General features: G+C 38.2%; 23 protein-coding genes. 10 read left to right on the top strand and 13 right to left on the bottom strand.

The annotated features are described in order from the left end of the window. Nucleotides 1-214: 214 nt before the first annotated feature. Nucleotides 215-2,587, bottom strand: coding sequence for a phosphoenolpyruvate synthase (ppsA, locus tag QQS39_RS07865; RefSeq protein WP_196734278.1), 2,373 nt, complete (start codon nucleotides 2,585-2,587; stop codon nucleotides 215-217). Between the two features lie 218 nt (nucleotides 2,588-2,805). On the opposite strand from ppsA, the gene ppsR reads away from it, so the two are divergent. The 10 genes from ppsR (at nucleotide 2,806) to QQS39_RS07815 (ending at nucleotide 14,248) form a co-directional block, all read left to right on the top strand. Beyond that, complete coding sequence (gene ppsR / locus QQS39_RS07860; RefSeq protein ID WP_151434960.1) at nucleotides 2,806-3,672, top strand: posphoenolpyruvate synthetase regulatory kinase/phosphorylase PpsR; 867 nt, start codon at nucleotides 2,806-2,808, stop codon at nucleotides 3,670-3,672. 121 nt (nucleotides 3,673-3,793) lie between these two features. Then, nucleotides 3,794-4,843 (top strand): 3-deoxy-7-phosphoheptulonate synthase, encoded by a 1,050-nt coding sequence (locus QQS39_RS07855; RefSeq protein WP_285805691.1) that lies wholly within the window; start codon nucleotides 3,794-3,796, stop codon nucleotides 4,841-4,843. A 261-nt stretch (nucleotides 4,844-5,104) separates the two neighbouring features. Beyond that, the gene (hemP, locus tag QQS39_RS07850) at nucleotides 5,105-5,287 is read left to right on the top strand and encodes a hemin uptake protein HemP (RefSeq protein ID WP_151434958.1); all 183 of its coding nucleotides are present in this window, start codon (nucleotides 5,105-5,107) and stop codon (nucleotides 5,285-5,287) included. Between the two features lie 81 nt (nucleotides 5,288-5,368). Next, nucleotides 5,369-7,543, top strand: a complete 2,175-nt coding sequence (locus tag QQS39_RS07845; RefSeq protein WP_285805690.1) for a TonB-dependent receptor domain-containing protein — start codon at nucleotides 5,369-5,371, stop codon at nucleotides 7,541-7,543. 70 nt (nucleotides 7,544-7,613) lie between these two features. Next, a complete protein-coding gene (locus QQS39_RS07840) occupies nucleotides 7,614-9,641 on the top strand; it encodes a TonB-dependent hemoglobin/transferrin/lactoferrin family receptor (protein WP_285805689.1) in 2,028 nt (675 codons plus the stop codon). Between the two features lie 35 nt (nucleotides 9,642-9,676). Further along, nucleotides 9,677-10,726: a hemin-degrading factor gene (locus QQS39_RS07835; protein WP_151434955.1), complete on the top strand. Its 1,050-nt coding sequence runs from the start codon at nucleotides 9,677-9,679 to the stop codon at nucleotides 10,724-10,726. Nucleotides 10,727-10,741: 15 nt separating this feature from the next. Next, nucleotides 10,742-11,557 carry a heme/hemin ABC transporter substrate-binding protein gene (locus tag QQS39_RS07830; protein WP_285805688.1) on the top strand — a complete coding sequence of 272 codons (816 nt, stop codon included), beginning with the start codon at nucleotides 10,742-10,744 and terminating at the stop codon, nucleotides 11,555-11,557. Then, complete coding sequence (locus QQS39_RS07825; RefSeq protein WP_285805687.1) at nucleotides 11,557-12,561, top strand: FecCD family ABC transporter permease; 1,005 nt, start codon at nucleotides 11,557-11,559, stop codon at nucleotides 12,559-12,561. The genes QQS39_RS07830 and QQS39_RS07825 overlap by 1 nt, the downstream gene beginning before the upstream one ends. After that, nucleotides 12,558-13,352 carry a heme ABC transporter ATP-binding protein gene (locus QQS39_RS07820; RefSeq protein WP_196570651.1) on the top strand — a complete coding sequence of 265 codons (795 nt, stop codon included), beginning with the start codon at nucleotides 12,558-12,560 and terminating at the stop codon, nucleotides 13,350-13,352. The genes QQS39_RS07825 and QQS39_RS07820 overlap by 4 nt, the downstream gene beginning before the upstream one ends. Before the next feature lie 527 nt (nucleotides 13,353-13,879). Further along, nucleotides 13,880-14,248 carry a helix-turn-helix domain-containing protein gene (locus QQS39_RS07815; RefSeq protein ID WP_069369334.1) on the top strand — a complete coding sequence of 123 codons (369 nt, stop codon included), beginning with the start codon at nucleotides 13,880-13,882 and terminating at the stop codon, nucleotides 14,246-14,248. Between the two features lie 93 nt (nucleotides 14,249-14,341). On the opposite strand, the gene lplA is transcribed toward QQS39_RS07815, so the two are convergent. From lplA to ihfA, 12 genes are all read right to left on the bottom strand, one after another. Then, nucleotides 14,342-15,361 (bottom strand): lipoate--protein ligase, encoded by a 1,020-nt coding sequence (gene lplA / locus QQS39_RS07810; protein WP_151434952.1) that lies wholly within the window; start codon nucleotides 15,359-15,361, stop codon nucleotides 14,342-14,344. Nucleotides 15,362-15,438: 77 nt separating this feature from the next. Next, complete coding sequence (locus QQS39_RS07805; RefSeq protein ID WP_109397694.1) at nucleotides 15,439-15,930, bottom strand: C40 family peptidase; 492 nt, start codon at nucleotides 15,928-15,930, stop codon at nucleotides 15,439-15,441. Nucleotides 15,931-16,079: 149 nt separating this feature from the next. Further along, complete coding sequence (arnF, locus tag QQS39_RS07800) at nucleotides 16,080-16,478, bottom strand: 4-amino-4-deoxy-L-arabinose-phosphoundecaprenol flippase subunit ArnF (RefSeq protein WP_151434951.1); 399 nt, start codon at nucleotides 16,476-16,478, stop codon at nucleotides 16,080-16,082. Further along, a complete protein-coding gene (gene arnE, locus QQS39_RS07795) occupies nucleotides 16,475-16,816 on the bottom strand; it encodes a 4-amino-4-deoxy-L-arabinose-phosphoundecaprenol flippase subunit ArnE (RefSeq protein WP_285805686.1) in 342 nt (113 codons plus the stop codon). Before arnE ends, arnF begins: the two co-directional genes overlap by 4 nt. Next, the gene (gene arnT / locus QQS39_RS07790; protein ID WP_285805685.1) at nucleotides 16,816-18,480 is read right to left on the bottom strand and encodes a lipid IV(A) 4-amino-4-deoxy-L-arabinosyltransferase; all 1,665 of its coding nucleotides are present in this window, start codon (nucleotides 18,478-18,480) and stop codon (nucleotides 16,816-16,818) included. Before arnT ends, arnE begins: the two co-directional genes overlap by 1 nt. 7 nt (nucleotides 18,481-18,487) lie before the next feature. Further along, nucleotides 18,488-19,381, bottom strand: a complete 894-nt coding sequence (gene arnD, locus QQS39_RS07785) for a 4-deoxy-4-formamido-L-arabinose-phosphoundecaprenol deformylase (RefSeq protein WP_151434948.1) — start codon at nucleotides 19,379-19,381, stop codon at nucleotides 18,488-18,490. 9 nt (nucleotides 19,382-19,390) lie between these two features. After that, on the bottom strand, nucleotides 19,391-21,373 hold the full coding sequence (arnA, locus tag QQS39_RS07780) for a bifunctional UDP-4-amino-4-deoxy-L-arabinose formyltransferase/UDP-glucuronic acid oxidase ArnA (RefSeq protein ID WP_151434947.1): 1,983 nt from the start codon (nucleotides 21,371-21,373) through the stop codon (nucleotides 19,391-19,393). After that, nucleotides 21,373-22,353: an undecaprenyl-phosphate 4-deoxy-4-formamido-L-arabinose transferase gene (gene arnC, locus QQS39_RS07775; protein WP_151434946.1), complete on the bottom strand. Its 981-nt coding sequence runs from the start codon at nucleotides 22,351-22,353 to the stop codon at nucleotides 21,373-21,375. The genes arnA and arnC overlap by 1 nt, the downstream gene beginning before the upstream one ends. Beyond that, complete coding sequence (arnB, locus tag QQS39_RS07770) at nucleotides 22,354-23,499, bottom strand: UDP-4-amino-4-deoxy-L-arabinose aminotransferase (RefSeq protein WP_285805684.1); 1,146 nt, start codon at nucleotides 23,497-23,499, stop codon at nucleotides 22,354-22,356. It abuts the gene before it with no gap. A gap of 141 nt (nucleotides 23,500-23,640) precedes the next feature. Beyond that, on the bottom strand, nucleotides 23,641-24,390 hold the full coding sequence (locus QQS39_RS07765; RefSeq protein WP_285805683.1) for a vitamin B12 ABC transporter ATP-binding protein BtuD: 750 nt from the start codon (nucleotides 24,388-24,390) through the stop codon (nucleotides 23,641-23,643). Nucleotide 24,391: 1 nt separating this feature from the next. Further along, nucleotides 24,392-25,402 carry a vitamin B12 ABC transporter permease BtuC gene (btuC, locus tag QQS39_RS07760; protein WP_285805682.1) on the bottom strand — a complete coding sequence of 337 codons (1,011 nt, stop codon included), beginning with the start codon at nucleotides 25,400-25,402 and terminating at the stop codon, nucleotides 24,392-24,394. A 365-nt stretch (nucleotides 25,403-25,767) separates the two neighbouring features. After that, entirely contained in the window at nucleotides 25,768-26,064 is a 297-nt protein-coding gene (ihfA, locus tag QQS39_RS07755; protein ID WP_023582381.1) for an integration host factor subunit alpha, read from the bottom strand. Between the last annotated feature and the right edge of the window lie 4 nt (nucleotides 26,065-26,068).

The following is a 26,068-nucleotide window of genomic DNA, read 5'->3' as shown; positions in this document are numbered from 1 at the left end:
TAAATATCAACGAAACAAATGTTTCATCGAATTAATAATTTCGCCTTTCATATTAATAGATTAATTGGCGGGATTAAAGAATATAAAATATTGCTGTGTGTAGTCTTTGCCTGTCAGCCCATGATAGGCTTTTTTTTTGCCTATTATTTAATAATTGTATAAAAAAAGCTCACATAATATTGTGAGCTTTTTATTTATAACGATGATATTAATTCTATTGTGCTAATTTCACCCAAGTCTTAATTACGGTATCTGGGTTTAACGATAAACTATCAATTCCCTCTTCCATTAGCCATTGTGCGAAATCTTCATGATCAGAAGGTCCTTGACCACAAATACCCACATATTTTCCATTACGTTTTGCGGCTTGGATTGCCATTGATAATAATGCTTTCACTGCATCATTGCGTTCATCAAACAGAGCAGAAACCACACCAGAATCGCGGTCAAGACCTAATGTTAATTGGGTCATGTCGTTAGAGCCGATAGAAAAACCATCAAAGTGTTCTAAGAATTTATCCGCTAATAAGGCATTTGATGGAATTTCACACATCATAATGACTTTTAAGCCATTCTCACCTCGTTTCAAACCGTTTGCCGCTAATTCGTCAATCACCTCTTCAGCTTGGCGTACAGTACGAACAAATGGGATCATGACTTCAACATTCTCTAAGCCCATATCATTACGAACACGTTTTACCGCTTCACACTCAAGAGAGAAGCAGCGACGGAAATCGTCAGAAACATAACGACCCGCACCACGGAATCCTAGCATTGGGTTCTCTTCGTCTGGCTCATAACGATCGCCACCCACTAAGTTGGCATATTCGTTAGATTTAAAGTCAGATAAACGAACAATAACGCGTTTAGGCCAGAATGCCGCAGCTAATGTTGCAATTCCTTCCGTTAATTTACTGATGTAATACTCTACTGGAGATTCATAGCCTGCCATCATTTCATTGATTTCAGCTTTCAATGCTTCAGTTTGGTCGTCATATTCTAATAATGCACGAGGATGCACACCAATCATGCGGTTAATAATAAATTCTAAACGCGCAAGACCGACACCATCATTTGGTAAACCAGCAAAATCGAATGCACGATCAGGATTACCGACGTTCATCATGATTTTAAGCCCTAATTCAGGCATGTTATCGATTGCGGAGCTTTGAATAGAAAAATCCAGTTTGCCATCGTAAACAAATCCTGTATCACCTTCAGCACAAGAAACGGTAACAACTTGGCCTTCAGTAATACATTCTGTTGCATCACCACAACCCACCACAGCGGGAATACCTAATTCACGAGCAATAATTGCAGCATGGCATGTTCTACCACCACGGTTGGTCACAATCGCAGAGGCTTTTTTCATGATAGGCTCCCAATCAGGGTCTGTCATGTCAGTAACCAGCACATCACCCGCTTCAATTCTATCCATCTCATTTAAGTTATGAATAACTTTAACGACACCTGTACCAATACGATGACCAATAGCACGGCCTTCGATGATAACAGAGCCACTTTCATTTAATTGATAGCGCTCCATAACTTGTTGGTTAGAACGAACGGTTTCTGGGCGTGCCTGAACAATATATAAGCGACCATTATGCCCATCTTTAGCCCATTCGATATCCATTGGACGACCATAGTGACGTTCAATTAATACCGCTTGTTTAGCCAACTCTTGAACTTCATGATCAGTCAAAGAGAAACGATTGCGCAGTAGCTCTGGCGTATCTTCGATACGAACTTGTTTACCGTGTTCAACACTGTCTGCGTAAACCATTTGGATCTTTTTAGAACCAAGATTACGACGAACAATAGAAGGTAGACCTTTTGCTAAAGTTGGCTTGTGTACATAGAACTCATCTGGGTTAACTGCACCCTGTACTACCATTTCACCTAAACCATAAGCTGATGTAATAAAGACAACTTGATCAAAGCCAGATTCAGTATCGATGGTAAACATCACACCTGAAGAAGCAAGATCAGAACGCACCATACGTTGAACACCCGCAGATAATGCAACACCACGGTGATCATAACCTTGGTGAACACGATAAGAGATTGCTCGATCGTTAAATAACGAGGCAAATACATGTTTGATTGCAACGAGTATGGCATCAATACCTTGAACGTTTAAAAACGTCTCTTGTTGACCTGCAAAAGAAGCATCAGGCATATCTTCTGCAGTCGCAGATGAACGAACGGCAAATGAAGCTTCAGATTCACCTTCACTTAATGTGAGATAAGCATCGCGAATATCTTTTTCAAACTGAGGCGTAAAAGGTGTATCAATTACCCACTGGCGAATTTGATTACCTGCTTGAGCCAGTTGATTGACATCATCAACATCAACGCTATCAAGTAATTCATAAATACGCTGATTGATACCGCTCTGTTCCAGAAAATCATTAAACGCTTGCGCTGTGGTAGCAAACCCATTAGGAACAGAAACACCCAGTTCCGCTAGGTTTGTGATCATTTCACCGAGGGAAGCATTTTTCCCACCAACACGATCAACGTCATTCATACCTAATTGGTTATACCAAAGCACATTGCACGGGGTGAGGCTATTGCTGGACATTGAGAACAATCCTTTTTTAAACAATTATGAGAGAGAGAAAAAAAGAAAAACCCGCTGTCAAAACGACAACGTAAATAAGCGTATCACAATGTTATGCTGAATATAGAAAGGTGAATCGATCAACCAGAAAACTTTATTTTTTTATCCTTTATAATCGCTAAAAATGCTATAGATAATATTGTTTGATTTGCTAATTCAGCTAAAAAAAGGTGAGTGTTATGATATTAAGCTTGAATTCTATTAATTGTGATAATAATGAACCCATTGATAGGACAGTCTTTTTTATCTCTGATGGCACAGCGATTACGGCAGAGGTATTAGGCCATGCGGTGCTTTCTCAATTTCCATTAAAAATGAAAAGTTATACATTACCTTTTGTGTCTACTGTAGAAAGAGCTGAAGAAATAAAACAGAAAATCTCTGAAATTTATAAAAAGAGTGGCGCTAAACCCCTGGTTTTTTATTCTATTATCAGCCCTGAAGTTAAACAGATAATAAATAGCAGCGAGGGTTTTTGTCAGGATATTGTCCAGTCTCTTGTATTACCACTAGAAAAAGAAATGGGGATCAAGGCATCGCCAAAATTAAATAAAACCCATGGATTGACTGAAAAAAATCTTAGTAAATACGATGCTCGTATTGCCGCCATCGAATACACCCTTTCCCATGATGATGGCATATCATTACGTAATCTCGACCAAGCACAAGTGATCTTAATTGGTGTTTCTCGTTGCGGAAAAACACCCACCAGCCTCTATTTAGCAATGCAATTTGGTATTCAGGCAGCCAACTATCCTTTCACCGCAGATGATATGGATTTCTTAAAACTGCCTGCTGAATTAAAAGAATACCAACATAAATTGTTTGGTTTAACCATTGCACCAGAACGCTTAGCCGCTATTCGTGGTGAACGTCGTGAAAACAGCCGTTATGCCTCTATTCGTCAATGTAGAATTGAATTATCAGAAGTTGAAGCACTCTTTAGAAAGAACAACATTCCTTATCTCAACACCACCAACTATTCTGTTGAAGAAATTTCAACCAAGGTGATTGATTCTATGGGATTAGCAAGAAGAATGTTCTAACGCATTTTTGTCATTTTTTTATTCGGTTTTCACTGAGAAGGCTGTTGAAATTAGCTGAATTTCGTTTATTGTGATCTTAATCACTGGGTAGACTTACCCTGTATATTTATTGAGATGAATTATGCTAAAGACAGACGAACTACGGACTAAGGTGCTAGATAGTCTAGTAACACCAGAAACCTTAGCACAAGAGTTCCCCATTTCTGATGAGATAACCCAAAATATCACATCAGCACGTAAACGAATTGAAGCAATCCTTACCGGAGAAGACCAACGACTATTAGTGATTGTAGGCCCTTGCTCTATTCATGATCCTAAAGCGGCCAAAGAGTACGCCTCTAAGCTTAATCAGCTAAAAGAACGTTATCATGACCGCTTAGAAATCGTCATGAGAACCTACTTTGAAAAGCCACGTACGGTCATTGGTTGGAAAGGTTTAATCTCTGATCCTTACCTTGATAACTCTTGCAACGTCAACGAAGGTATTCGCCTTGCAAGAAAGCTATTAATTGAAATAAATGCATTAGGTTTACCCACTGCAACTGAATTTCTCGATATGGTTACAGGCCAATATATTGCAGATTTAATTAGTTGGGGTGCCATTGGTGCTAGAACGACTGAAAGCCAAGTTCATCGTGAAATGGCTTCTGCGCTTTCTTGCCCTGTTGGCTTTAAAAATGGCACTGATGGTAATACCCGCATTGCGATTGACGCTATTCGAGCTTCTCGTGTTGGCCACACCTTCTTATCGCCAGATAAAAATGGCCGTATGACAATTTACCAAACCAGTGGTAATCCGTATGGTCATATTATTCTGCGCGGAGGTAAAAAACCTAATTATCACGCAAGCGATATTGCTGACGCTGTTGATGCGCTAAAACAAGTAGATTTACCAGAGCATCTTATTATCGATTTTAGCCATGGCAACTGTGAAAAAATTCATCGTCGTCAATTAGAAGTAGCCAGAAATGTTGGTCAACAAATTAAAGATGGCTCACAAGCAATTGTTGGCGTGATGGCTGAAAGCTTTTTACAAGAAGGCTCCCAAAAAGTTGTGCAAAATAAACCTCTTAATTATGGGCAATCAATCACTGATCCTTGTTTAAGCTGGAATGACACAGAACAACTTCTTGAGTTATTAGCACAAGCCGTTGAGAGTCGATTTCAATAGTCTTGTTTTTAAGGGGATAATCCTTATCCCCTTTTATCTTTTATATTCATTATGTTCCTCCTGATCCTCCCTCTTTCTGACTTTATATTCAGGTAAAATATCAGCCTATTTTATTCCATTGTTTTAAATTTCATCACCTACCTCTTTATTACTCACAATATGACTTAAATTTACTTATTTACGTTAAAAAAAGCTTGTCTAAACACTTTTGTTAACGATAATGATTATCATAATGATAACGCTTATTACTCTTAGTGTATTATGAATAAAAAAGCTAATAATTTGGATAATTCTTTAACCAAACAAAATTCTCATTCTTCAATAATTCAATCGATTAATAGTATTGAGTTATTAGGTAAAGATGGCATGGTTTACATTCAACATAACGGAGAGTTGTACCAACTACGCCAAACTAAAGCAGGAAAACTTATCCTGACTAAATAATTTTTTTTGACAATAACGTGCAAGCCACCTATCGACTCAGCTAGGCAGCCAGCTAAATAACTCCATATACAAGGACTTTTTATGGATATTTATGGTATGTGTATGCTGAAGAAACATTTCAAATATTCAGGTATAGCAACAGCACTTTGTCTGTTGTATTCCCCTATTGCCTCTGCACACTCTGAAAATACAGGAACGGACTCTCTTACTGTTATTGGCTATAACGACGATCGATCCTCAGACTTTCACTCTGTTATTGATACTTCTTCGGCTAAAACACAAACCGCATCAACTACTGGTGAAATATTAAAAGATGTTGCTGGTGTGACGTTATCAGGAACCGGTATCACAAATGGCACGAATATTTTAATGCGAGGATACGACCAAAAAGGTATCAAGATCCTCGTTGATGGTATTCATCAACCACTAGAGAACACCATAAATAATTTAGGTGGTATCTTTCTTGATCCCTCTTTAATTAGACGTGTTGATGTAAAACATGGCTCCGCATCCACTTTGCATGGTGCAGGTGCTATGGGAGGCGTTGTCGCGTTTAATACTCTTGATCCTCGCTCCATATTAGGTACGGATAAAAAATTAGGCGCAAAACTATTTAGCTCAGTTTCATCAGCAGATCGCCATTTTTCTTATGGTGGCATGATTGCAGCCAGACACGATATTGCAGAAGGTTTATTTGCGTATAGCCAACGCCAACGTGGTCCTATTCGTCTTGCTAATGGTGATAAATTAGAAAACCACGAGCATATTAAAAATTTCTTTGCAAAAGCCTATTTTTATCCAACTGAAAATCAAACACTTATTATTTCAGCTCGCCATTATGATAATTCAGGTGAACAACGAGAAGTTTTGCATCGAATGGGCGGATTTGGCAAGAATGAAAGTAACCAGATGCAGCGCGACACTCAGCAAAAAAATTATGCGCTCACTCACCATTATGTTTCTGATACAAACTCATGGTTAGATTTAACCACTTATCTTTACTATTCACAGTTTGATATTAACCAAACGTTTTTAACGGATACTAAATTAACAACGTCAGATTTAAAAAAAAATATCCAAGGTAAAATAGGTAAATACGAAGCACGTACACAATCGACTTATGGGCTTAAATTTGAAGATAATGCCAGTATCAATTGGTTTGATACATTCAATCAATCTGTGATTATTGGAACAGAAGCTTATCAGCAGAAAATGCAATCAAATGAAGAAGCAAAAAACTTTCCTTTAGCGAAAATGAATTATATCGCAGGTTGGTTGCAAAGCTCTCTCAGTACACCATCACTCCCTCTCACACTCACAACGGGTATACGTTATCACTATTACAAAAATATACCTGGTGAAGGGCTTGATCCTTTCTTCAGTAAATTTTCGGCGAAAACATTACAAGCAGAAAAACATACATCGAGCTATCGAGGAACCACTGAAAATATCACGTTAGCCTTCACACCAACACGTTGGTTACAACTTTATTCTACCTATTCAACTGCGTTTCGCGCGCCAACTTTAAATGAAATGTTTAATGATTCATTCCATTTTAAAGCAGGTTTTTTTAATGCGCATTGGGTGCCTAATCCAAACTTAAAACCTGAAAGAAATAGCACTTGGGAATATGGCGCTGATTTCTCATTTAAACAGCTTTTATCACAACAAGATAAACTCATTTTAAAAGCCGCTTATTTTGATACTAAATCAAAGGATTACATTACTTATGGTCCGTGGCATTCAAGTTCATTTGCGGGTAAATTAAATCTCCAAGCATTTAATATTCCCAACGCAATGATTGAAGGTATTGATCTTAGTCTGCGTTATTCACACCCATTAATTTCTCTAGGCTTAAGTTATAACCGTACTCATACCCTAGAGTTAACCACACATGAAACCATTTCGCCGGTTCGCCCTGAAATACTGACGACCTTTATTCAACTTCCTGTCGCTAAAACCCCATTCTCATTAGGGTGGTCAGGAAAATTCGCTGGTACTACCGCGAATAAAGGCACACATCGCGGACAAGCGCCTCATGTGAAAGGTAAAACCACAAATCGAATGCAAGAGCTTATTACTCAATATCCAGGCTATGGTATTCATGATTTTTCAATCAGTTATCAATCTCAAAACAATAAAGATATTCAAGCCGCGTTAGCGCTCACCAATGCGTTTAATCGAGAATATTTCTCAGCATTAGGTGTGCCACAAGAAGGTCGAAATATCAAAATGTCCATCAGTTATCGCTGGTAGATGAGGAGCAATAATTTACATAACAAAGGGCTGTATTTAACAGCCCATTAAATAACGGAGATCCATCTGCATGTCTCAGTCATCCCTATTGATTAAATTCAGTTTACTGGCAATTGCAGTTTCTTCTGCTTGTGCCTCTGCACAAGAAAAGACCCAAACTAATGAGAAGAAACAAACAGAAGTGCTTACAGTTTATGCGACAGGTAATGAGCGTGATAGCTTTACATTACCGATGATGTCAACGGTTATAAAAAATAACAATGCGTTGTCAGAAACCGCAGGAAGCGCTTCTGAATTACTTCGTCATGTACCGGGAATTTCAATTTCAGGTGCAGGTCGTACCAATGGCGAAACCATCAGTATGCGTGGATACAGTAAGAATGGAATATTGACACTTGTAGATGGCGTTCGCCAAGGAACAGACACCGGTCATATCGACAGTATTTTTGTTGATCCTCTGCTTATAAAACAAGTTGAAGTGATTCGTGGTCCTTCAGCTCTGTTATATGGTAGCGGCGCCCTTGGTGGTGTTATCGCTTACGATACGGTTGATGCAAGCGACTTGCTTTCAAACAATCAACAAGGCGGTGTTCGAGTTACTGGTCTTGGTAATACCGCCCAGCATAGTCAAGGTTTGGGTGTTACGGCTTTTGGCCGACACGATAACCTTGATGGACTCGTCGCATTCTCAGCCCGTGATAAAGGTGATACCCGCTATGGTGGTGGTTATCGCGCTCAAAATGACGAAACCATTATTAATCTCCTTTCTAAAGGACGCTGGTTAATTGATGATAGCAACACATTAAGTGGACAATTCCGCTATTACCATAACAATACAAATCAACCTAAAAATCCTCAAGTTCCCTCAAATCCTACACTTGCTAATGTAGAAACTGATCGCACCACGACACAAAAAGATGTTCAGTTAACCTATCAATTTGATCCTTCAGATTCACAATGGATTAATTTGAAAACACAGGCTTATTACAGTGAAGTTGATATCAATGCCAAAACGGTACAAAAAGGATTTGAAGGTCGAGAGCAAAAAACCTATGGCGTAAAACTCGAAAACCGCTCACAGGTGGGTACGTACAGCTTTGCATCACATGGATTGACTTATGGTGGCGAGGTTTATAAACAAAAACAATCACCAAGCCAAAATGCAGAAAGCTTCCCACAAGCCGATATCCGTTTTATGTCCGGTTGGGTACAAGATGAAGTCACTTTACGTGATTTACCTGTCTCCCTAATTTTAGGAACACGTTTTGACAAATATAAGAGCCAAAACGATCGTTATGATGACATTACTGCGGATAAATGGTCATCAAAAGGGGCAATCAGTATCACACCAACTGACTGGTCAATGCTGTATACCTCTTACTCACAAGCATTTAGAGCGCCAACTTTAGGTGAGATGTATAACGATGCAAAACATTTTGATGCACCTTTTCCTGGCGCGCCAACAAACTATTGGCGTCCAAACCCTAATTTAAAGCCTGAAACCAATTCAACTACTGAATATGGGTTAGGTTTTCAATTCGACGACTTATTATCTAATAATGATAATCTGAAAATTAAAGCTGCCCATTTCAATACTCGCGCAAAAGATTATATTGATGCAGATGTTGCTATTTTTCAGGGATATACACAATCAACAAATATTCCAAGAGCAACTATTTGGGGATGGGATGTTTCTATGAGTTACCAATCGAAATTCTTCAATTGGGATTTAGCCTACAACCATACTAAAGGGAAAGATAATGCGACTAACGCCTCAATTACCTCAATTGAGCCAGATACATTAACCAGTCGCTTTGATATTCCTGTACCGAGTACCGATTTTTCTGTGGGTTGGGTCGGTCAATTTACCAAAAAAACGGACTTTACCAAGCATGACCGTTTTAATCGTCCAACCAATCGCCAACAATCAGGTTATGGCGTTAATGATTTTTACCTTCGTTATGAAGGTAATGCCTCATTAAAGGGGCTAACAACCTCATTTGTACTGGGTAACGCATTTGATAAAACGTATTACTCTTCTGCAGGTATTCCTCAAGAAGGCCGAAATGCAAAAGTACTTGTGAGTTATCAGTGGTAATTAACAATAAAATCAACGATATAATAGGAGTTTCTGTGAATAAACCTCTTTATGAGAGCTACCTGCAAGCTAAAGCGGACAAAAAAGCATCGTTCGCGCGAGATCTCGCAACTTACTTAAATGTCAGTGAAGCCGAACTCACTCATGCCCGTGTAGGGCACGATGCAAAGCGTCTACGTAATGATGTACAAGAATTATTAAAAGCATTAAGTAAAGTAGGTGAAGTCAAAGCAATTACTCGTAATGATATTGCAGTTCATGAACACCTTGGTGAATACACAAATGCCCGTTTTAACGATCACGCAGGTTTAATCTTAAATCCGCGTGCTATGGATTTACGCTTCTTCTTCGCTTATTGGTCAAGTATTTTTGCACTTACCGAAGAAACAGCAAAAGGAACGCGTTATAGCATTCAATTCTTTGATATGCATGGTGATGCATTACATAAAGTCTATGCGACAGATAACACGAATATGGATGAATGGAATGCACTTATTCAATCATTCTTATCAGAAGAAAATCCTGCTCTTGATATCACTCCTGTTGAACCATACTCAAACACGCCTGTTAGTAATGAATTAGCGGAACAACTTGAACAACAATGGCGTTCAATGACTGACGTTCACCAATTCTTCAAATTACTAAAAGAAAACAACTTAAGTCGTCAACAAGCATTCAAAGCGGTTCCTGATGATCTTGCTTATCAAGTTGATAACAACGCGCTGAAAACCTTATTAGAGCTAGCTAAAGAAGCGCAAAATGAGATCATGATATTTGTCGGTAGCCGTGGTTGTGTACAAATTTTCACAGGTCAAATTGATCGCCTAGTACCGCATCAATTTGAAAATAGCGAGCAAATTTGGATCAACGTTTTCAATCCTGCTTTTACACTTCATTTAATTGAAAGTGAAATTGCAGAAAGTTGGGTAACACGTAAACCAACTCAAGATGGTTTTGTTACCAGTCTTGAAATCTTTGATAACAAGGGACAGCAAATTGCTCAACTCTATGGACAACGCACTGAAGGTACTGCTGAGCAACTACAGTGGCGTGAACAAGTGAACACTCTCACTAAAATCGCCTAATCGGAGAATGATTTAATGAAAAAATGGCTTCTTTTGATCCTGTGTAGCGTCATATCGTCCATCACTTTGGCCAATGAGCGTATCGTTACTATTGGTGGCGATATTACAGAAATTGTTTTCGCATTAGGTGCAGGTGAGCAAGTTATTGCAAGAGACAGCACCAGTTTAGTTCCCGAACAAGTGAAAACACTTCCTGATGTGGGTTATATGCGAATGCTAAACCCAGAAGGGATCTTATCTGTCAAACCAACATTGATCATTACCAGTGAACTCGCTCGCCCTTCTTTAGCATTACGTCGTATTAAAGAAGCTGGAGTTGCTGTTAAAACGATTACTGGTACACATTCATTAGAAGCCATTAATGAAAAAATAGACACCATCGCAACTGTTTTAAATAAAGAACAAGAAGGTCATCAACTAAAAGAGAAGCTCGCCCTCTCTATCAAACAAATTTCAACCACTCCTATCGATAAGAAAGTCATTTATATCATGAGTCATGGTGGTGTTGTTCCAATGGCAGCAGGTCAAAATACAGCTGCAGATACCATTATTTCACTGGTGGGTGGTAAAAATGCCATGCAAGGTTTTACAAGTTATCGTCCACTTTCTCAAGAAGGTGTGATTGCAAGCCAACCTGATATTTTACTAGTAACTAAAGAAGGTATTAAAGGCATTGGCGGAATTGAAAAACTATGGGAACTACCCGGCATAAAATACACACCCGCGGGTAAAAACAAGCATTATGTTGTTGTTGATGACATGGGATTATTAGGCTTTACCCTTTCAACACCAGAAGTCATGCGTCAAATTCGTCAAGCATTGGAGCAATAATGTCTCGTTTTCGTTCACCGTGGATGAGTATTTTAGTTTTACTCTTTTTACTCACCACTGTTACATTAATTTCTGTGAATAGCGGTGCATTAGCCCTTTCGTTTCATACACTATGGAATAGCTCTTTTGATGATATGGAATGGCAAATTTGGCTTGATATCCGTTTACCTCGCGTATTATTGGCTATTCTTGTTGGGAGCGCGTTAGCAATATCAGGCGCAATAATGCAGGGATTATTTAGAAACTCATTAGCTGATCCTGGTTTACTTGGTATTAGTAGCGGTGCGGCACTAATGGTTGCCATTGTAATTATTCTACCGTTCTCTTTTTCGCCAGCTTTTGCATTCTACAGCCATATTGTTGCCGCCTTTGTTGGCGGTTTAATTGTGGCAATGATTATCTTCTCATTGCATCAATTGAGTGATGGTAATTTAGCACGGTTATTGCTTGCCGGTATTGCTATCAATGCGCTATGCATGTCTTTTATTGGTGTATTAAGTTACATCAGTACCGACCAACAGCTACGTCAATTCTCACTTTGGATGATGGGTTCATTAAGCCAAATTGACTGGAAAACTTTATCCATTGCAACCCTTGTGATCATTCCTGTCAGCATTTTGGCATGTTGGCAAAGCCATAAATTAAACCTATTACAACTTGGTGATGAAGAAGCGCATTACTTAGGGCTAAATGTAAGAAGAACCAAATTTATTCTGTTACTTCTTAGCGCCATTTTAATTGGCTGTGCTGTCGCACTGAGTGGTGTTATTGGATTTATTGGACTTGTCGTTCCACACCTTATTCGTATGCGTATTGGTAGTAACCATGTATGGCTATTACCTGCCACTATTTTAGGTGGTGCAACACTATTGCTCGCTGCTGACACATTATCACGAACACTAGTATCTCCAGCAGAAATCCCTGTGGGGCTGATTACAGGATTAATTGGCGGCCCTTATTTCCTTTGGCTGATCTTACGACAACCCGCAGGAAGAATGTCATGATTGAAAAACAAAACACACCATTACTTTATGGAAATAATTTAACTTACCAAATTGGCAATAAGACCATTATTGATGATGTGTCACTTTCACTGAATGCTGGGGAGTTAGTTGCCATTATTGGTCCTAATGGCGCAGGAAAATCATCGCTCTTACGCTTACTAACAGGCTATACAACACCCACACAAGGTCAATGTTATTTTAAGCAAAAAAAATATTCTCAATGGAATAGCCAACAATTAGCGCAAAACCGTGCCGTTATGCGACAAAATAGCCAGCTCTCATTTTCATTTTCAGTCGAAGAAGTCGTTGCTATGGGAAGAACACCTCATGGACAGCAACATAAAAAAATGGCCATTGAAACCGCACTACTCCAAACAGATTGTTTAAAATTTAAAGATAGAGACTATCGTCAATTATCGGGTGGAGAACAACAACGAGTACAACTTGCTAGAGTGCTAGCGCAATTATGGCACCCGACACCACAAGAAGCCGTATTGTTCCTTGATGAACCAACTTCCGCACTTGATCTTTACCACCAGCAACACAGCTTACGTTTATTAAAACAATTGGCAAAAACACAGAATCTTATGGTTTGTTGTGTTTTGCATGATCTTAATTTAGCGTCTCTTTATGCTGATAGAATTTTATTACTGCATCAAGGAAGGTTAGTTTGTGAAGGTACGCCACACAGCGTACTCACAACAGAAAATATACAAAAATGGTATGGTGCAGATGTGAGTGTTAATACTCATCCTGAACATTTATATCCTCAAGTTTTTCTACGCCCTTAAAAAGAACACTACCTAACGTTTTATTACCAAGCCACCTTTTAGCATTACTTTCTAAAAGGTGGCTTAGTTAATTTATTATCAATAAACTTATCAAGTGAAAATAAAATGGTGAAGGCAACACCACATCAATTGATTAGAAAATCTTATTTTAATTTTTCAATGTTTAGTCAAATAAATTGACTTTCAAATACACCTTAATCAATGATTAGCTTGTGTTTCGCACAAAAAAGCATAACAGAACGACAAATAAAAGGTATAACAGTATTATTAAGTTAAAAAAATAAATCAATAAATTCAACAAACTAAAAGTCATACAAAATAACATTTTTAATCAGAAAGATTCAGCAAGTTAAACCTTACTTAAACTATATAAGCCTCACCTATCGTTGTGATAATGATTATCAATCACGAAAAGCACTTTTTGCCTACCTGTTATTTTCCCCATGCTTAAAATAGGTTATAAATAACATACGTTACTATTCTATTTACTTGGGCACTGTGTCCCCACCATTTTTGTGGGAGGTTTTATGGCTGAAAATGTCGTTAATGATATTCTGAAATGGTTAGAAACCCAGTTACAACGTAACGAAGGTATAAAAATCGATACGATTGCAAATAAAAGTGGTTACTCTAAGTGGCACTTGCAACGCATTTTTAAAGACTTTAAAGGCTGCACATTAGGCGAATATGTTCGCAAACGTCGCTTATTAGAAGCAGCTAAATCATTACAAGAAAAAGATATGTCTATTTTAGATATCGCTTTAATGTATGGCTTTAGCTCTCAAGCAACATTTACACGCATCTTTAAAAAGCATTTCAATACTACACCCGCTAAATTTAGAGAAAATGGCAAAATGCCAGACACTCATTGCTTTATGTCATGTGAAAATCACTAATCAATTTCGCATCACGTTATTCTTTATGAAAAAACCAGCTTTTTTAGCTGGTTTTTATGCTTATTGTTTATCGTTTTCTAACGTTGATAAAAATTACGCTATCGCTGTCATAAGCCATTCTTGAAGCTCGTTAAGCTCTATTTTATTGTTAGGATATCGCTGAATGAGTTGCTCAATAAGCCCTTTTAGAGACTCAGGTGTATAACGTTGCCCTACCAACATCTCTGATAATGCTTCTAATGGTGCAGGATCTAAACTGTCTGTATATATTTGGCTTCTAATAACGTTGCCACGCTCAATATCAAAATGCAGCTCTACTCCCCCCCATTTAAAACGATTATCTAAAAGATGTGAAAATGCAGGTGCTTGTCCAAAATTCCACTCCCAACTACTTTGTTTAGTGAAAGTTTCTTCAAAACCGGGTAAATCAGGTAATTTTTGTGGTGAAATAATCTCTGCTTCTACTCGCTCACCATAGTATTCAAAAAAGCTTTCAGTGATAGTTTCACACAGTTTTTCATGGGTAATATTAGGTTTGATCTCAACCAAATTAGCCACTCTGGAGCGTACAGAGGTGATACCTTTAGCTTGAAGTTTTTTCGGATCGGGATTGAGGTAATTAGCTAATCTAGATAAATTAGCATTTATTAATAATGTACCATGATGAAAACCACGATCTTTAGTCTCTTTATAGGCTGATCCAGAAACCTTTCTTTCACCATCATCTTGGGGAACGACTAAATCGTTACGCCCTGATGCCGTAGCATTAATGCCTGCTTTTAATAATCCATTAAGAATAATTTGAGTTGAAATCGTTTTATTATATTCTGGCTTTCCTGCCATAAAGGTAAAACAAGTATTGCCAAGATCATGGAAAACAGCGCCACCACCACTTGAACGGCGTGCTAATTTCACACCATCTTCATCCATTTTACGGGTATTACACTCTTTCCATGGATTTTGCGCTCGACCGATGACTACCGTATTATCGTTACGCCAAAGAAAAAGTACGCGTTGATCAGCGGGCATTTGTCTAAAAATACACTCTTCAACAGCAAGGTTAAACCAAGGATCATAAGACTCTGAAATTAACAGACGCAATTTGCCTGACATAAGGAATACCTATATGAAGAAAATAAGGTATAAGATACCATAACTCTCAATATATTAGGCTGTTAAATGGCACGAAACTACAATCGGCGAGCTTGCCAGAATGTCTTTTTCCAATAGACATTATCAAGGGATGAGCGAGTTACCCCTTTGCTAGTTGATGCGTGGATAAATGTATTATCAGTATCATAAATACCGACATGAAGACCATTTTCACCACCACCGGTTTTGAAGAAAACCAAATCACCTGGCATTAAATCACTTTTACTGATTTGTGTACCATATTTGGTTTGATCAATGGTCATTCGAGGAAGTTTTATATCAAAGCGATCACTGTAAGTTTTATACACAAAGCCCGAACAATCAATACCAGAAGGCGTCATTCCACCATAGCTGTATGGCGTACCATACCATTGCTCAAGCTGCGATTTTAATTGCACTATCACCATGATAGGGTCAGAAAGTTGTGTTTTTAAAGGAGGCGCTGGTGGAATACGCTTAGATGGGCTAGATGAACATCCAGCCAGCAGAATAATACAGAGTAAGAAAGGATAAAAAATAGACTTTCTCATTGCATCCACCATTATTGTTATCATAGATTTTAAAATCTATCTGCTTTTTTAAGCAAAAACAAGTTATTGAAGATGAATGAGTGATGATTGATAGCATAAATCGCACAATTAACAACAGAATTCAAAAAATAAATTCTACAATCATTAAGTTAGTGTGTTTGAGCATCTTTCGCTTTTTGACTGATTAACCACACTCCAATCATGATAAATGCAACACCCGCTGTTTTTGTCCATGAAGGTGTTTCTTGAAACCAAGGTAATATCACTGCAAGAATATAAACAAACACATAACTCAAGCTGATCAGCGGATAGGCTTTATTTAAAGGAATGGTACGTAAAGTGAATAGCCAACAAACCATAGAAAGGACATAACCGACAAGACCAGCAAACACGATAGCAAGTGGCATTACATTGGCCCATAACCATGAAAAATCAAACCACTGTTTTTCTAGCTGTAAAGCCGGTAGTTCAGACATGCCAAACTTTAGCAATAATTGAGCCACCGTCACTAATAGTGCGCTTCCAATTGCCCATAGATAGCCTTTCATGCTTGTATACTCATCAATATAATACCAACCATAATTGACGCGATCCCAATCCAATGTTTCACATTAACCGGCTCTTTATAAACAAACTGGCCAATTAATGTCACCACAATAAAGTTAATACTTAACATGGGATAAGCAATACTTAGAGGAAGGAGCTGTAATAATCGGAGCCAAAATAACATGCCTAAACCAAGCATCGCAATTGCAACAAAAAGCCAGAAAATCGTTTTTCTGGCTTTTGTTAAAGAGTCACTTTGCCAGCTAACCACCGCTTGTTTTTGACATACTTGCCCTATACAGGTCAAAAAACTCACGATCAGCAATAAAACAAATGACATTAATTACGCTTCTCATAAGTTAAAATAGCCACTCGATGGTTTGTCACTAGCTCTTCAGGTCTTGGCAATTGTGCTAATCTTTTAGGATCTTTAAAGGTAATAACAACTGAAACATTCCCTTCTTTTCTTGCTTCTTCTAACCACTGAGCAAAATTATCAGGTTTAATTAATTTATGCTGAGAATCTGGATACTCTTCAATACCATAAGTTAATTCGCCTGTTCTTTCATAAAGGTAAATATCGCTACGTTGTAATTCCCACGCTAATCCCGCACCGACACCAACGCTATTGCTCACAATGTATTTGCTTGCGTTTAATGTCTCGATATTTTGGCGAATAAATTCTTGAGGTAACTTTCCATCTACGCTGCTATTTGGTATTGCCTGACCAATACATAAGCTAACACCTAGCGAACAAGACGCCGCCCATAACCAGTGTTTTCCATTAAGTGTAGAGCAAAGATAACCAATAATACCCCATAATGAAAATGCGACTATCGCTAATACCCATTTAGACCATTCATATGGCATATAAATAGGTTTTGAAGATACGAGCTGAATAACTAAAATAGCGATAACAACAGCAACACCAATAAAGATATTAATATAACCATTTATACGCAGCGCTTTCATTCTAAATTTGCGTGCGCAATCTACGCCATATTTCGCCATTAGCATTGCTAGTGGTGCCATAAACGGCAGCATATATGTCGGTAGCTTACCTTTCGCAATACTAAAAAATAAGAACGGAACGACAAACCAGCATAATAGGAAGAATAATTCAGGACGTTTGCGTCTTTTCTTCCAAGCGTCCATTAATGCGCCCGGCAGTAATCCAAGCCAAGGGATCACACCTAATAAGACAACTGGGATATAGTACCAAAATGGAGAGCTGTGTTGAGCATCTTCACCTGAAAAACGCTGAATATGTTCAATCCAGAAGAAGTAGTGCCAATAATCTGGCTCTGCTTTAGCAACAGCCAATGCCCACGGCAAACTAATTAATGCGGCACTAAATACCGCAAGTAAGCCATAGAGCAACATTTGCATAAATTGTTTTTGATACAGCGTGATAGGGATCATAACAATGACCGGGATAGCTAAGGCTAAAAATCCTTTGGTCATAAATGCCATACCACATGCAAGCCCTAATGTTATCCACGCTAATATTCGTGTTTTGACTGTGGTCACTTTAAGCGCCCAAAAACAGCAAACCATACTCGCAGTAACCCAAAGTGCCAACATAGGATCTAATACACTGTACGTACCTACGCTAAACACTAAGAACATGGATAAATAGATTAAACTAGAAACAAAAGCGACTTGGCGGTTACGCCACATCATTCTTGCCAATAAATAGACAAGTAATGTGCTTAACAGAATAGAAATAACAGAGCCAAAACGTACAGCAAAATTAGTGTGGCCAAAAATTAATTGGCTAACATTATTAATCCAATAACCTGCAACAGGTTTCTCAAAATAGCGGATATCGAGCATATGAGGAACAATCCAGTTCCCGCTCACCACCATTTCACGGCTAATTTCCGCATAACGGGTTTCATCTGGCTGCCATAATAACCGGCTGTTCAATGGAAATAAGTAGGTAAGAACAAAAAAAAGAGCCAAGAGGATGGCCCCTATTTTACTCGCCCGGTTATTCAACATAGTTTCGTTAGACCTCTTGTTGGCACCCTAACCAGCCTTCTCGACCTGGAAAGTCAGATCGAACAACTTTACCCATCGGAAGCATTTCTTTATCTAGTGGTAATAAATCGCTTAACGGGCAGAATTCGATGCCTTCATTTGCAATCATTGCCAGTAACTGCTCAAATTGAGCGGCTTTTGACATTCCTTCAACTTCAGTATGGATAGTATAAACAGGTATTCCCCTGTCTTTTTTGATTTCATCAATAATAAATTGATTAAAATCTTCATCCTTAACTTTTGTACCAACGACTTCATCATAAGTTGGTAATGTTACTGGAATTTGCACCGTACCGATAGAACCATTTTCTAAAATAGGTCTGAAAGGATGTGTTCCTCGACAATCGCTATTGTAATCGAATTGAAAAGTTTCTTTAACTGTTAATACACGTTCATCTGCTCGCCATCCAGCAACTGCCGAACATTTTACAGGGTTTTCAAGTGCTTTTTCCAGTGCTTCAACACCTAAACGAACTTGTTGCATTAATTCTTCTGTTGACCAGCGCCCGACTTTTGCTTGCCAACCTTGATGATCCCATGAATGCAATCCAACTTCATGCCCTGCATCTTGGGTTTCTTTCATCAAATAACCTAAATTTTTAGCAATTTTTTTACCCGGCCATGCTGTACCGGCTAATAAAATATCTAAGCCATACAGTGATGCAGCATTAGATCTCAGCATTTTCCATAAAAATTTGGGCTTTAAAAGGCGCCATAAATGACGCCCCATATTATCTGGACCCACACTAAAGAAGAAGCTGGCATGAATGTTATGTCTGGCAAATACATCCAGCAATTGTGGAATACCTTGTTTCGTTCCTTGATAAGTATCCACATCAACTCTCAAACCAACTTTCTTCATTGTTTATTCCTATTTAGTGCCTAATTCTTCAACTGCGCCACGTAAGAAGAAATCTAATGTTTCTTCTACTGTTTGACGAGTTTCGATACTTGGTTTCCAATCCAATAAACGCTCTGCGTTTTTAATGCTTGGCTTACGGTGTTCAACATCTTGATAGCCTTTACCATAGTAACTGCTACTTTCAATTTTCTTGAAGCCGGCAAATGGAGGAAAATGACCACGTAACTCATGTTTTTCAAAGCAATCTAACAGCATTTCTGCTAATTCGCGAATACTTGCTTCGTTAGTTGGATTACCGATATTGATAATTTGACCATCACATTTGTTATCACGGTTTTCAATAATACGGAATAAAGCTTCAATACCGTCATTGATATCAGTGAAACAACGTTTTTGCTCGCCACCATCAACCAATTTAATTGGTGAACCTTCAACTAAGTTCAGAATTAATTGTGTGATTGCACGAGAACTACCAATACGCGCTGAATTTAAGTTATCTAAACGAGGTCCCATCCAGTTAAATGGACGGAATAGCGTAAATTTCAGATCTTCTTTGGCACCATAAGCCCAAATAACTCTGTCTAATAACTGTTTAGATACAGAATAAATCCAACGTTGTTTATTGATTGGACCAACAATCAGACGTGAATTATCTTCGTCAAATTCTTTATCATCACACATACCATAAACTTCTGATGTGGATGGGAAAATAATACGCTTATTATATTTAACGCAATAACGTACAATTTTTAAGTTTTCTTCAAAGTCTAATTCGAATACACGTAATGGATTACGGGTATATTCAATTGGCGTTGCAATAGCCACTAATGGCAGAATAACGTCACATTTTTTAATGTGGTATTCAATCCATTCTGTATGAATGCTCACGTCACCTTCAATAAAGTGGAAACGTGGATTACCAATAAAGCGCTCAATTGCAGAAGAACCGATATCCATACCATAGATATCATAGTTATCATCTTTCAATAAACGTTCAGTTAAATGGTTACCAATAAAGCCATTCACACCTAAAATCAGAACACGTTTGCGACGTTTAACTTGTGCAGTCGCTTTCGGTCCAACGCGAACATCAGTCACAATACCCATTTCAGTCGCTAAACGACTTCCTTGAACATAAAGACCATTTTCACTTTGACCAGTAACAACTTCGATTGCACCTTTCCCACACGCAATCACTAAAGGTTCTGTTGAAATAACAGTACCAGGACGTTTGCCTTGATTATCAGCAACAGCGCGTGAACGCCAGATAATCATTTTACGTTCACCTAAGAAAGTGAATGCACCTGGGTACGGTTCTGTAACAGCACGCACTAAATTGTGAACTGTTTTTGCATCTGCATTCCAGTCGATTAAACCATCATCAGCACAACGACGGCCAAAGTAAGTTGCTTGGCTTTCATCTTGTACTGTTGTTGAATAATCACCTGATGCAATATGTGGTAATGTGCTAGAAAGTAACTTATCAGCGGCTTCTCTTATTTTTTCATGTAAAATCAGAGAAGTATCATTATCTGCAATGGTCACTTTTTCTTGAGCAACGATATCACCTGCATCCGCTTTCACGGTCATTTTATGCAGAGTAACACCCGTTTCTGTTTCACCGTTCACAATCGCCCAGTTAATTGGTGCGCGACCACGATATTTTGGTAATAAAGAACCATGTAAATTAAACGCGCCTTTAGGTGCCAAATTCAGGATCTCATCACTTAACATGTGACGATAATAGAAAGAAAAAATGACATCAGGTTTCATTTCACGGATACGTTCAATCCACAATGGGTGATTGACATTTTCAGGTGCAAATACTGTCAATCCCATTTCTGCACTCACACGAGCAACAGATGAGAAGAAATGATTTTCATTAGGATCGTCAGTGTGGGTAAATACAGCCTGAATATCATAACCTGCTTTTTCAAGTGCTTTTAAACCAACACAGCCAATATCGTGATAGGCAAATACTATTGCTTTCATTAGTCTTTTTCCTGATCTTTGTTGGGTTTATTAACTCCAACCACTTTTTGGATAAAATACCGAGGACGCGCTCTTACATCATTATAAATTCGGCCTATATACTCGCCTAATAAGCCCATTGCAACGAACTGCGCTCCGATAAACATAAATAAGATTGCAAAAAGTGTGAATACACCTTCAGCTGCCCACATTGCACCGAAAATAATACGTAAAATAATCAGCAATAAGGCTAATACAAAGCCCGATACAGCAATCACACTGCCGACGATACTTAATAAACGTAATGGTGCCGTGGTTAAACAAGTTAATAGGTCATACATCAAATTAATCAGCTTTAAAAAGCTGTATTTTGAATCGCCATATTCACGCTCTGCGTGTGCGACATCAATTTCAATAGTACGACGAGCGAATGTGTTCGCAAGAATAGGGATAAATGTGCTTCTTTCGTGACACTGTAACATCGCTTCAACAATGTGGCGACGATAAGCACGCAACATACAACCGTAGTCTCCCATAGAGCGGCCTGTTGCTTTAGTGATCATTGAGTTGATCATTTTTGAAGCGGTTTTACGAAACCATGAATCTTGGCGGTTACGACGACGAGTTCCGACAACGTCATACCCTTCTTCAGCAGTCGCGACAAGTCTTGGGATCTCTTCAGGTGGGTTTTGTAAATCAGCATCCAATGTGATCACTAAATCACCATCAGCCTGATTAAAACCGGCCATAATTGCGGAGTGTTGACCATAATTACGGTTTAAAATAATTGCAATAACGTGATTTTCTTCAATTGCAGCCGCTTCTTCTAACATCTTAGCTGAATTGTCACTACTACCATCATCAACAAGGATCAGTTCATATTCTTGCTTTAATTGTTTACAGCTTTTAATTGTACGTTCTAAAAGCTGAGGAAGGCTCTCTTCCTCGTTATAAACGGGAATTACAACCGATACTTTCTTGATTTCATCAAATGTTGACACTTAAATATGCTCCGAAAGAATTTCATTGATCGCATCTACAACGCGAATAACATCTTCATTATTCATATCAGGGAACAGCGGCAGCGAGCATAACGTTGCAGAGTTCCATTCTGATTGAGGAAGGGATAAAGAAGGATAGCGCTCACGATAATATTTTTGTGTGTGCGCTGCACGGAAATGAAGCCCTGTACCAATCTCTTTTTTCTTCAACTTCTCCATAAAGGTATCACGATCGATACCACAAGCATTTTTATCAACTCTCACCATAAATAGGTGATTTGCATGTAAATGTGAATATTCAGGAACACTCAACATTTCTAATGGAGAATCTTTGAGTTTTTCACGATACAGAGCAACTAACTCAGCACGTTTAGCATTCATTTCATCTAAACGCCCTAATTGCACCACGGCAATCGCTGCATGAATATCAGATAAGTTGTATTTATAGCCAGGCTCTACAACTTCTGCTTGAGGTTTACGCCCTTGAATTTGTCTATCAAAAGCGTCTACCCCTAAACCGTGGAATTTTAAGCAACGTACTCTATTGGCTAATTCGTCATTATCAGTAACAACTAATCCACCTTCTGCACAAGTTACGTTCTTAATTGCGTGAAAAGAGAAAATGGAAGTTCCTTTTTCTCCAATCCATTCATTTTTATAGCGAGTACCAATAGCATGCGCTGCATCTTCAATAAGAGGAATGCCTGCATCTTGTGCCACTTTTCTTAATGCATCAAGATCGCAAGGTGCGCCCGCATAATGAACCGGAATAATTGCTTTCGTTCTAGGTGTAATCGCTTTTTTGACATCTTCTGCACTCACCATCAAAGTATCACGGTCAACATCAATCATCACTGGCTCTGCACCAAGTAATGTAATGATGTTTATCGTCGAAACCCAAGTTTGTGATGGTGTGATAACTTCATCACCAGCGCCAATTCCCATCGCCATTAAAACAACATGCATACCCGCAGTGGCAGAGCAAATTGCGATAGCATGTTTGCTACCAAATTTTTCACAAAAATCTTGCTCTAATTGATGATTTTGAGGACCTGTTGTAATCCAACCTGAACGCAGTACATCCTCAACGGCTTTGATTTCTTCATCGCCAATCGCAGGGCGAGAGAAAGGAAGGAAGTGACTCATAAAAATGTAGCCTAATTAATGAATGAATGAATAAAGAAAAAACAATTATATACAAACTATTGTTCACCGGCATCCGTCTTATTAAGAAAACATTAAAAAAACCTTAATAATTACTTGGAGATAAGCTAAACAATAACTATATTATTGCAAAACCCGCCAATCAATATGATCAACATCATTGATGCATTTGATATTTGTATTAAATGTAGTTGATAATAATTTTTCGTCCAATAAGAGTGCAGGTACGCCAGAGTCAACCAAATATCCATTTTTTATGAGCCAAACTCTGTCTGCTTTTTGATAGGAATGATTCAAATTATGTGTACTCATAATAACAGCACCACCTTGTTGGCAAAATTTATCAACCCACTTATCCAAAATAGCCAACTGTACGACATCTAAGTTATTCGTTGGTTCATCAAGTAACATTAATTTTCCTTTTAAATCATAACTTGACCATAATTGGATAAATGCACCAACGATTCTGACCCTCTGCCATTCACCTCCCGATAAATGATGAATGTTTTTTGATAATAATTTGTCAATTTTAAAATCATTTAACAGCATATTTAATTGCTGAACATCCATTTTCGATAATTTATGATATAGCGAGAGATAATGAAAAACAGACATAAATGATAAAGCTTCCAATTGTTGTATAACAATGCTCTGCATTCTAGAAAGATCATCATATTTATAATATCTTATTGAAGTTTCGTTTAGAATGATTTCACCATTAAATTGAAGCTCTCCTGCGATCGCCATTAAAAGTGTGCTTTTCCCCGCGCCATTTGCGCCAATTAAGTGGACACGTTCGCCATAATTTACTTGCTCTGTAAATGCGTTAAGCCGCTCATTAACACTTAAATTATCAAGTTTAAGTAACGCCATATTACAAACGCCCCATCTCTTTTGTTGCCAATAACCAGATAAATAAAGGCGCACCAAGCGTTGCTGTAATCACTCCTATCGGAACTTCTGCACCATTTAAAATTAAGCGAGATAGCAGATCAGCAAGCAATAACAATCCACCACCAGCAAGCGCACACGCGGGTAGTAATGTTTTATAATGAGTTATTCCACACAGTCTTAATAAATGCGGCACAACAAGCCCTACAAAGCTTATAGCGCCCGCTAAAGCGACACTTAGCCCTATCAATAACCCAACAGCTAAAATAAACCAATTTCGCCATTGATTAACGGATATACCTAATTGTTTTGCTCTGAATGAACCCAGAGATAAATAATTAAGAATATCGGCTTGTAGAATAAGAATTAAGGCAATGGGTATAAGAGCCAAAAATAAGATTTGATGACGCCAATCAATGCCACTAAAACTCCCCATCAACCAATACATTAATTGTCTTAAATCCAAAGCTGAACTGAAATAAACCAGCCAAGTCATTATCGCGCTTGCCAGAACACCTAATGCCACACCAATTAATAGTAACTGAGCATTAGACAGCTTTCTTATGCGAGTAAAAAACATTAATAAAAGAGTCATTCCTAATGCACCGAATATTGCCGCACCACTTATCAACCAAGGGCTGAAACCCAATTGTAAAACAATGAGTAATACAACACACACTCCTGCACCACTGCTTACTCCTAGTAATCCTGGCTCTGCGAGTGGATTTTGGAATAGCGCCTGCATAATCGCACCTGCAATTGCTAGGCTGGCACCAACAGTCACTACTGCAAGTATTCTTGGTAAACGGATCTGCCAAACAAATAAATGAGCTTCATCTGTTAACCATTGATGTGGAAATAACGTAATCTCACCAACAGAGAGGGAAAAAACAAACAAGAAACATAATACTAATGCCATTAGAAATAGCTTCTTTCTGTCGTCAATACGTTGTCTTTTAGCCAATTTAATTAGAGGATTAACTTCTTTATTCATTTCATTCCCTATCCATGCAACAACGACTCTAACTGTTTTTATTTATAAAATAATTTTTTAGCAACATAACATGTTCGCATTCAATGATGAAAAAATAAATTTAGAACATGTAAGCCAGTCTCTAATAATGAAGAAAAATGGGGATTAGCTATCACAATGTTGATGCAGATAAAATAAAAGAGTCAAAATAAGAATAAAAAGAAAGATAATAGAAAAATAAAAACCTTCCATCCAAATAGAAATACTCATTCAGACTATATTGATAAATATAAACACCCTAATGCGTTTATCATCAAAATAGATACAGATAATAATGATAAAAAAACGGCTTTCAAAGAAAGCCGTTTTGGATGTTTTTGTAAATCTTATTCTTTTGGTGTTGCGCTCTCAACCCGACTTTTTAACTTTTGTCCTGGGCGGAAAGTAACAACACGGCGAGCTGTAATAGGAATGTCTTCCCCAGTTTTCGGATTACGACCTGGGCGCTGATTTTTATCACGCAGGTCAAAGTTTCCGAATCCAGACAGCTTCACCTGTTCCCCATTTTCAAGAGAACGACGCACTTCCTCAAAAAAGGATTCTACAAGGTCTTTTGCATCGCGTTTGCTAACACCAAGTTTTTCAAACAGATTTTCTGCCATTTCAGCTTTTGTAAGCGCCATAGGT

The organism is Proteus appendicitidis (assembly GCF_030271835.1).
In the GTDB taxonomy this organism is placed as follows: Bacteria; Pseudomonadota; Gammaproteobacteria; order Enterobacterales; family Enterobacteriaceae; genus Proteus; species Proteus appendicitidis.
This window is presented reverse-complemented; position numbering and strand designations above follow the sequence as displayed.

Excerpts from the sequence above, each read along its gene's own strand:
- arnF (WP_151434951.1), bottom strand. The coding sequence starts at position 16,478 with ATGAAAGGCTATCTATGGGCAATTGGAAGCGCACTATTAGTGACGGTG.
- hemP (WP_151434958.1), top strand. The coding sequence starts at position 5,105 with ATGAATAAAAAAGCTAATAATTTGGATAATTCTTTAACCAAACAAAAT.
- ppsR (WP_151434960.1), top strand. The coding sequence starts at position 2,806 with ATGATATTAAGCTTGAATTCTATTAATTGTGATAATAATGAACCCATT.
- arnT (WP_285805685.1), bottom strand. The coding sequence starts at position 18,480 with ATGTTGAATAACCGGGCGAGTAAAATAGGGGCCATCCTCTTGGCTCTT.
- QQS39_RS07855 (WP_285805691.1), top strand. The coding sequence starts at position 3,794 with ATGCTAAAGACAGACGAACTACGGACTAAGGTGCTAGATAGTCTAGTA.
- arnD (WP_151434948.1), bottom strand. The coding sequence starts at position 19,381 with ATGAAGAAAGTTGGTTTGAGAGTTGATGTGGATACTTATCAAGGAACG.
- QQS39_RS07805 (WP_109397694.1), bottom strand. The coding sequence starts at position 15,930 with ATGAGAAAGTCTATTTTTTATCCTTTCTTACTCTGTATTATTCTGCTG.
- lplA (WP_151434952.1), bottom strand. The coding sequence starts at position 15,361 with ATGTCAGGCAAATTGCGTCTGTTAATTTCAGAGTCTTATGATCCTTGG.
- QQS39_RS07815 (WP_069369334.1), top strand. The coding sequence starts at position 13,880 with ATGGCTGAAAATGTCGTTAATGATATTCTGAAATGGTTAGAAACCCAG.
- arnA (WP_151434947.1), bottom strand. The coding sequence starts at position 21,373 with ATGAAAGCAATAGTATTTGCCTATCACGATATTGGCTGTGTTGGTTTA.
- QQS39_RS07825 (WP_285805687.1), top strand. The coding sequence starts at position 11,557 with ATGTCTCGTTTTCGTTCACCGTGGATGAGTATTTTAGTTTTACTCTTT.
- QQS39_RS07820 (WP_196570651.1), top strand. The coding sequence starts at position 12,558 with ATGATTGAAAAACAAAACACACCATTACTTTATGGAAATAATTTAACT.
- arnE (WP_285805686.1), bottom strand. The coding sequence starts at position 16,816 with ATGTCATTTGTTTTATTGCTGATCGTGAGTTTTTTGACCTGTATAGGG.
- QQS39_RS07845 (WP_285805690.1), top strand. The coding sequence starts at position 5,369 with ATGGATATTTATGGTATGTGTATGCTGAAGAAACATTTCAAATATTCA.
- ihfA (WP_023582381.1), bottom strand. The coding sequence starts at position 26,064 with ATGGCGCTTACAAAAGCTGAAATGGCAGAAAATCTGTTTGAAAAACTT.
- btuC (WP_285805682.1), bottom strand. The coding sequence starts at position 25,402 with ATGAATAAAGAAGTTAATCCTCTAATTAAATTGGCTAAAAGACAACGT.
- QQS39_RS07765 (WP_285805683.1), bottom strand. The coding sequence starts at position 24,390 with ATGGCGTTACTTAAACTTGATAATTTAAGTGTTAATGAGCGGCTTAAC.
- ppsA (WP_196734278.1), bottom strand. The coding sequence starts at position 2,587 with ATGTCCAGCAATAGCCTCACCCCGTGCAATGTGCTTTGGTATAACCAA.
- QQS39_RS07830 (WP_285805688.1), top strand. The coding sequence starts at position 10,742 with ATGAAAAAATGGCTTCTTTTGATCCTGTGTAGCGTCATATCGTCCATC.
- arnB (WP_285805684.1), bottom strand. The coding sequence starts at position 23,499 with ATGAGTCACTTCCTTCCTTTCTCTCGCCCTGCGATTGGCGATGAAGAA.
- QQS39_RS07840 (WP_285805689.1), top strand. The coding sequence starts at position 7,614 with ATGTCTCAGTCATCCCTATTGATTAAATTCAGTTTACTGGCAATTGCA.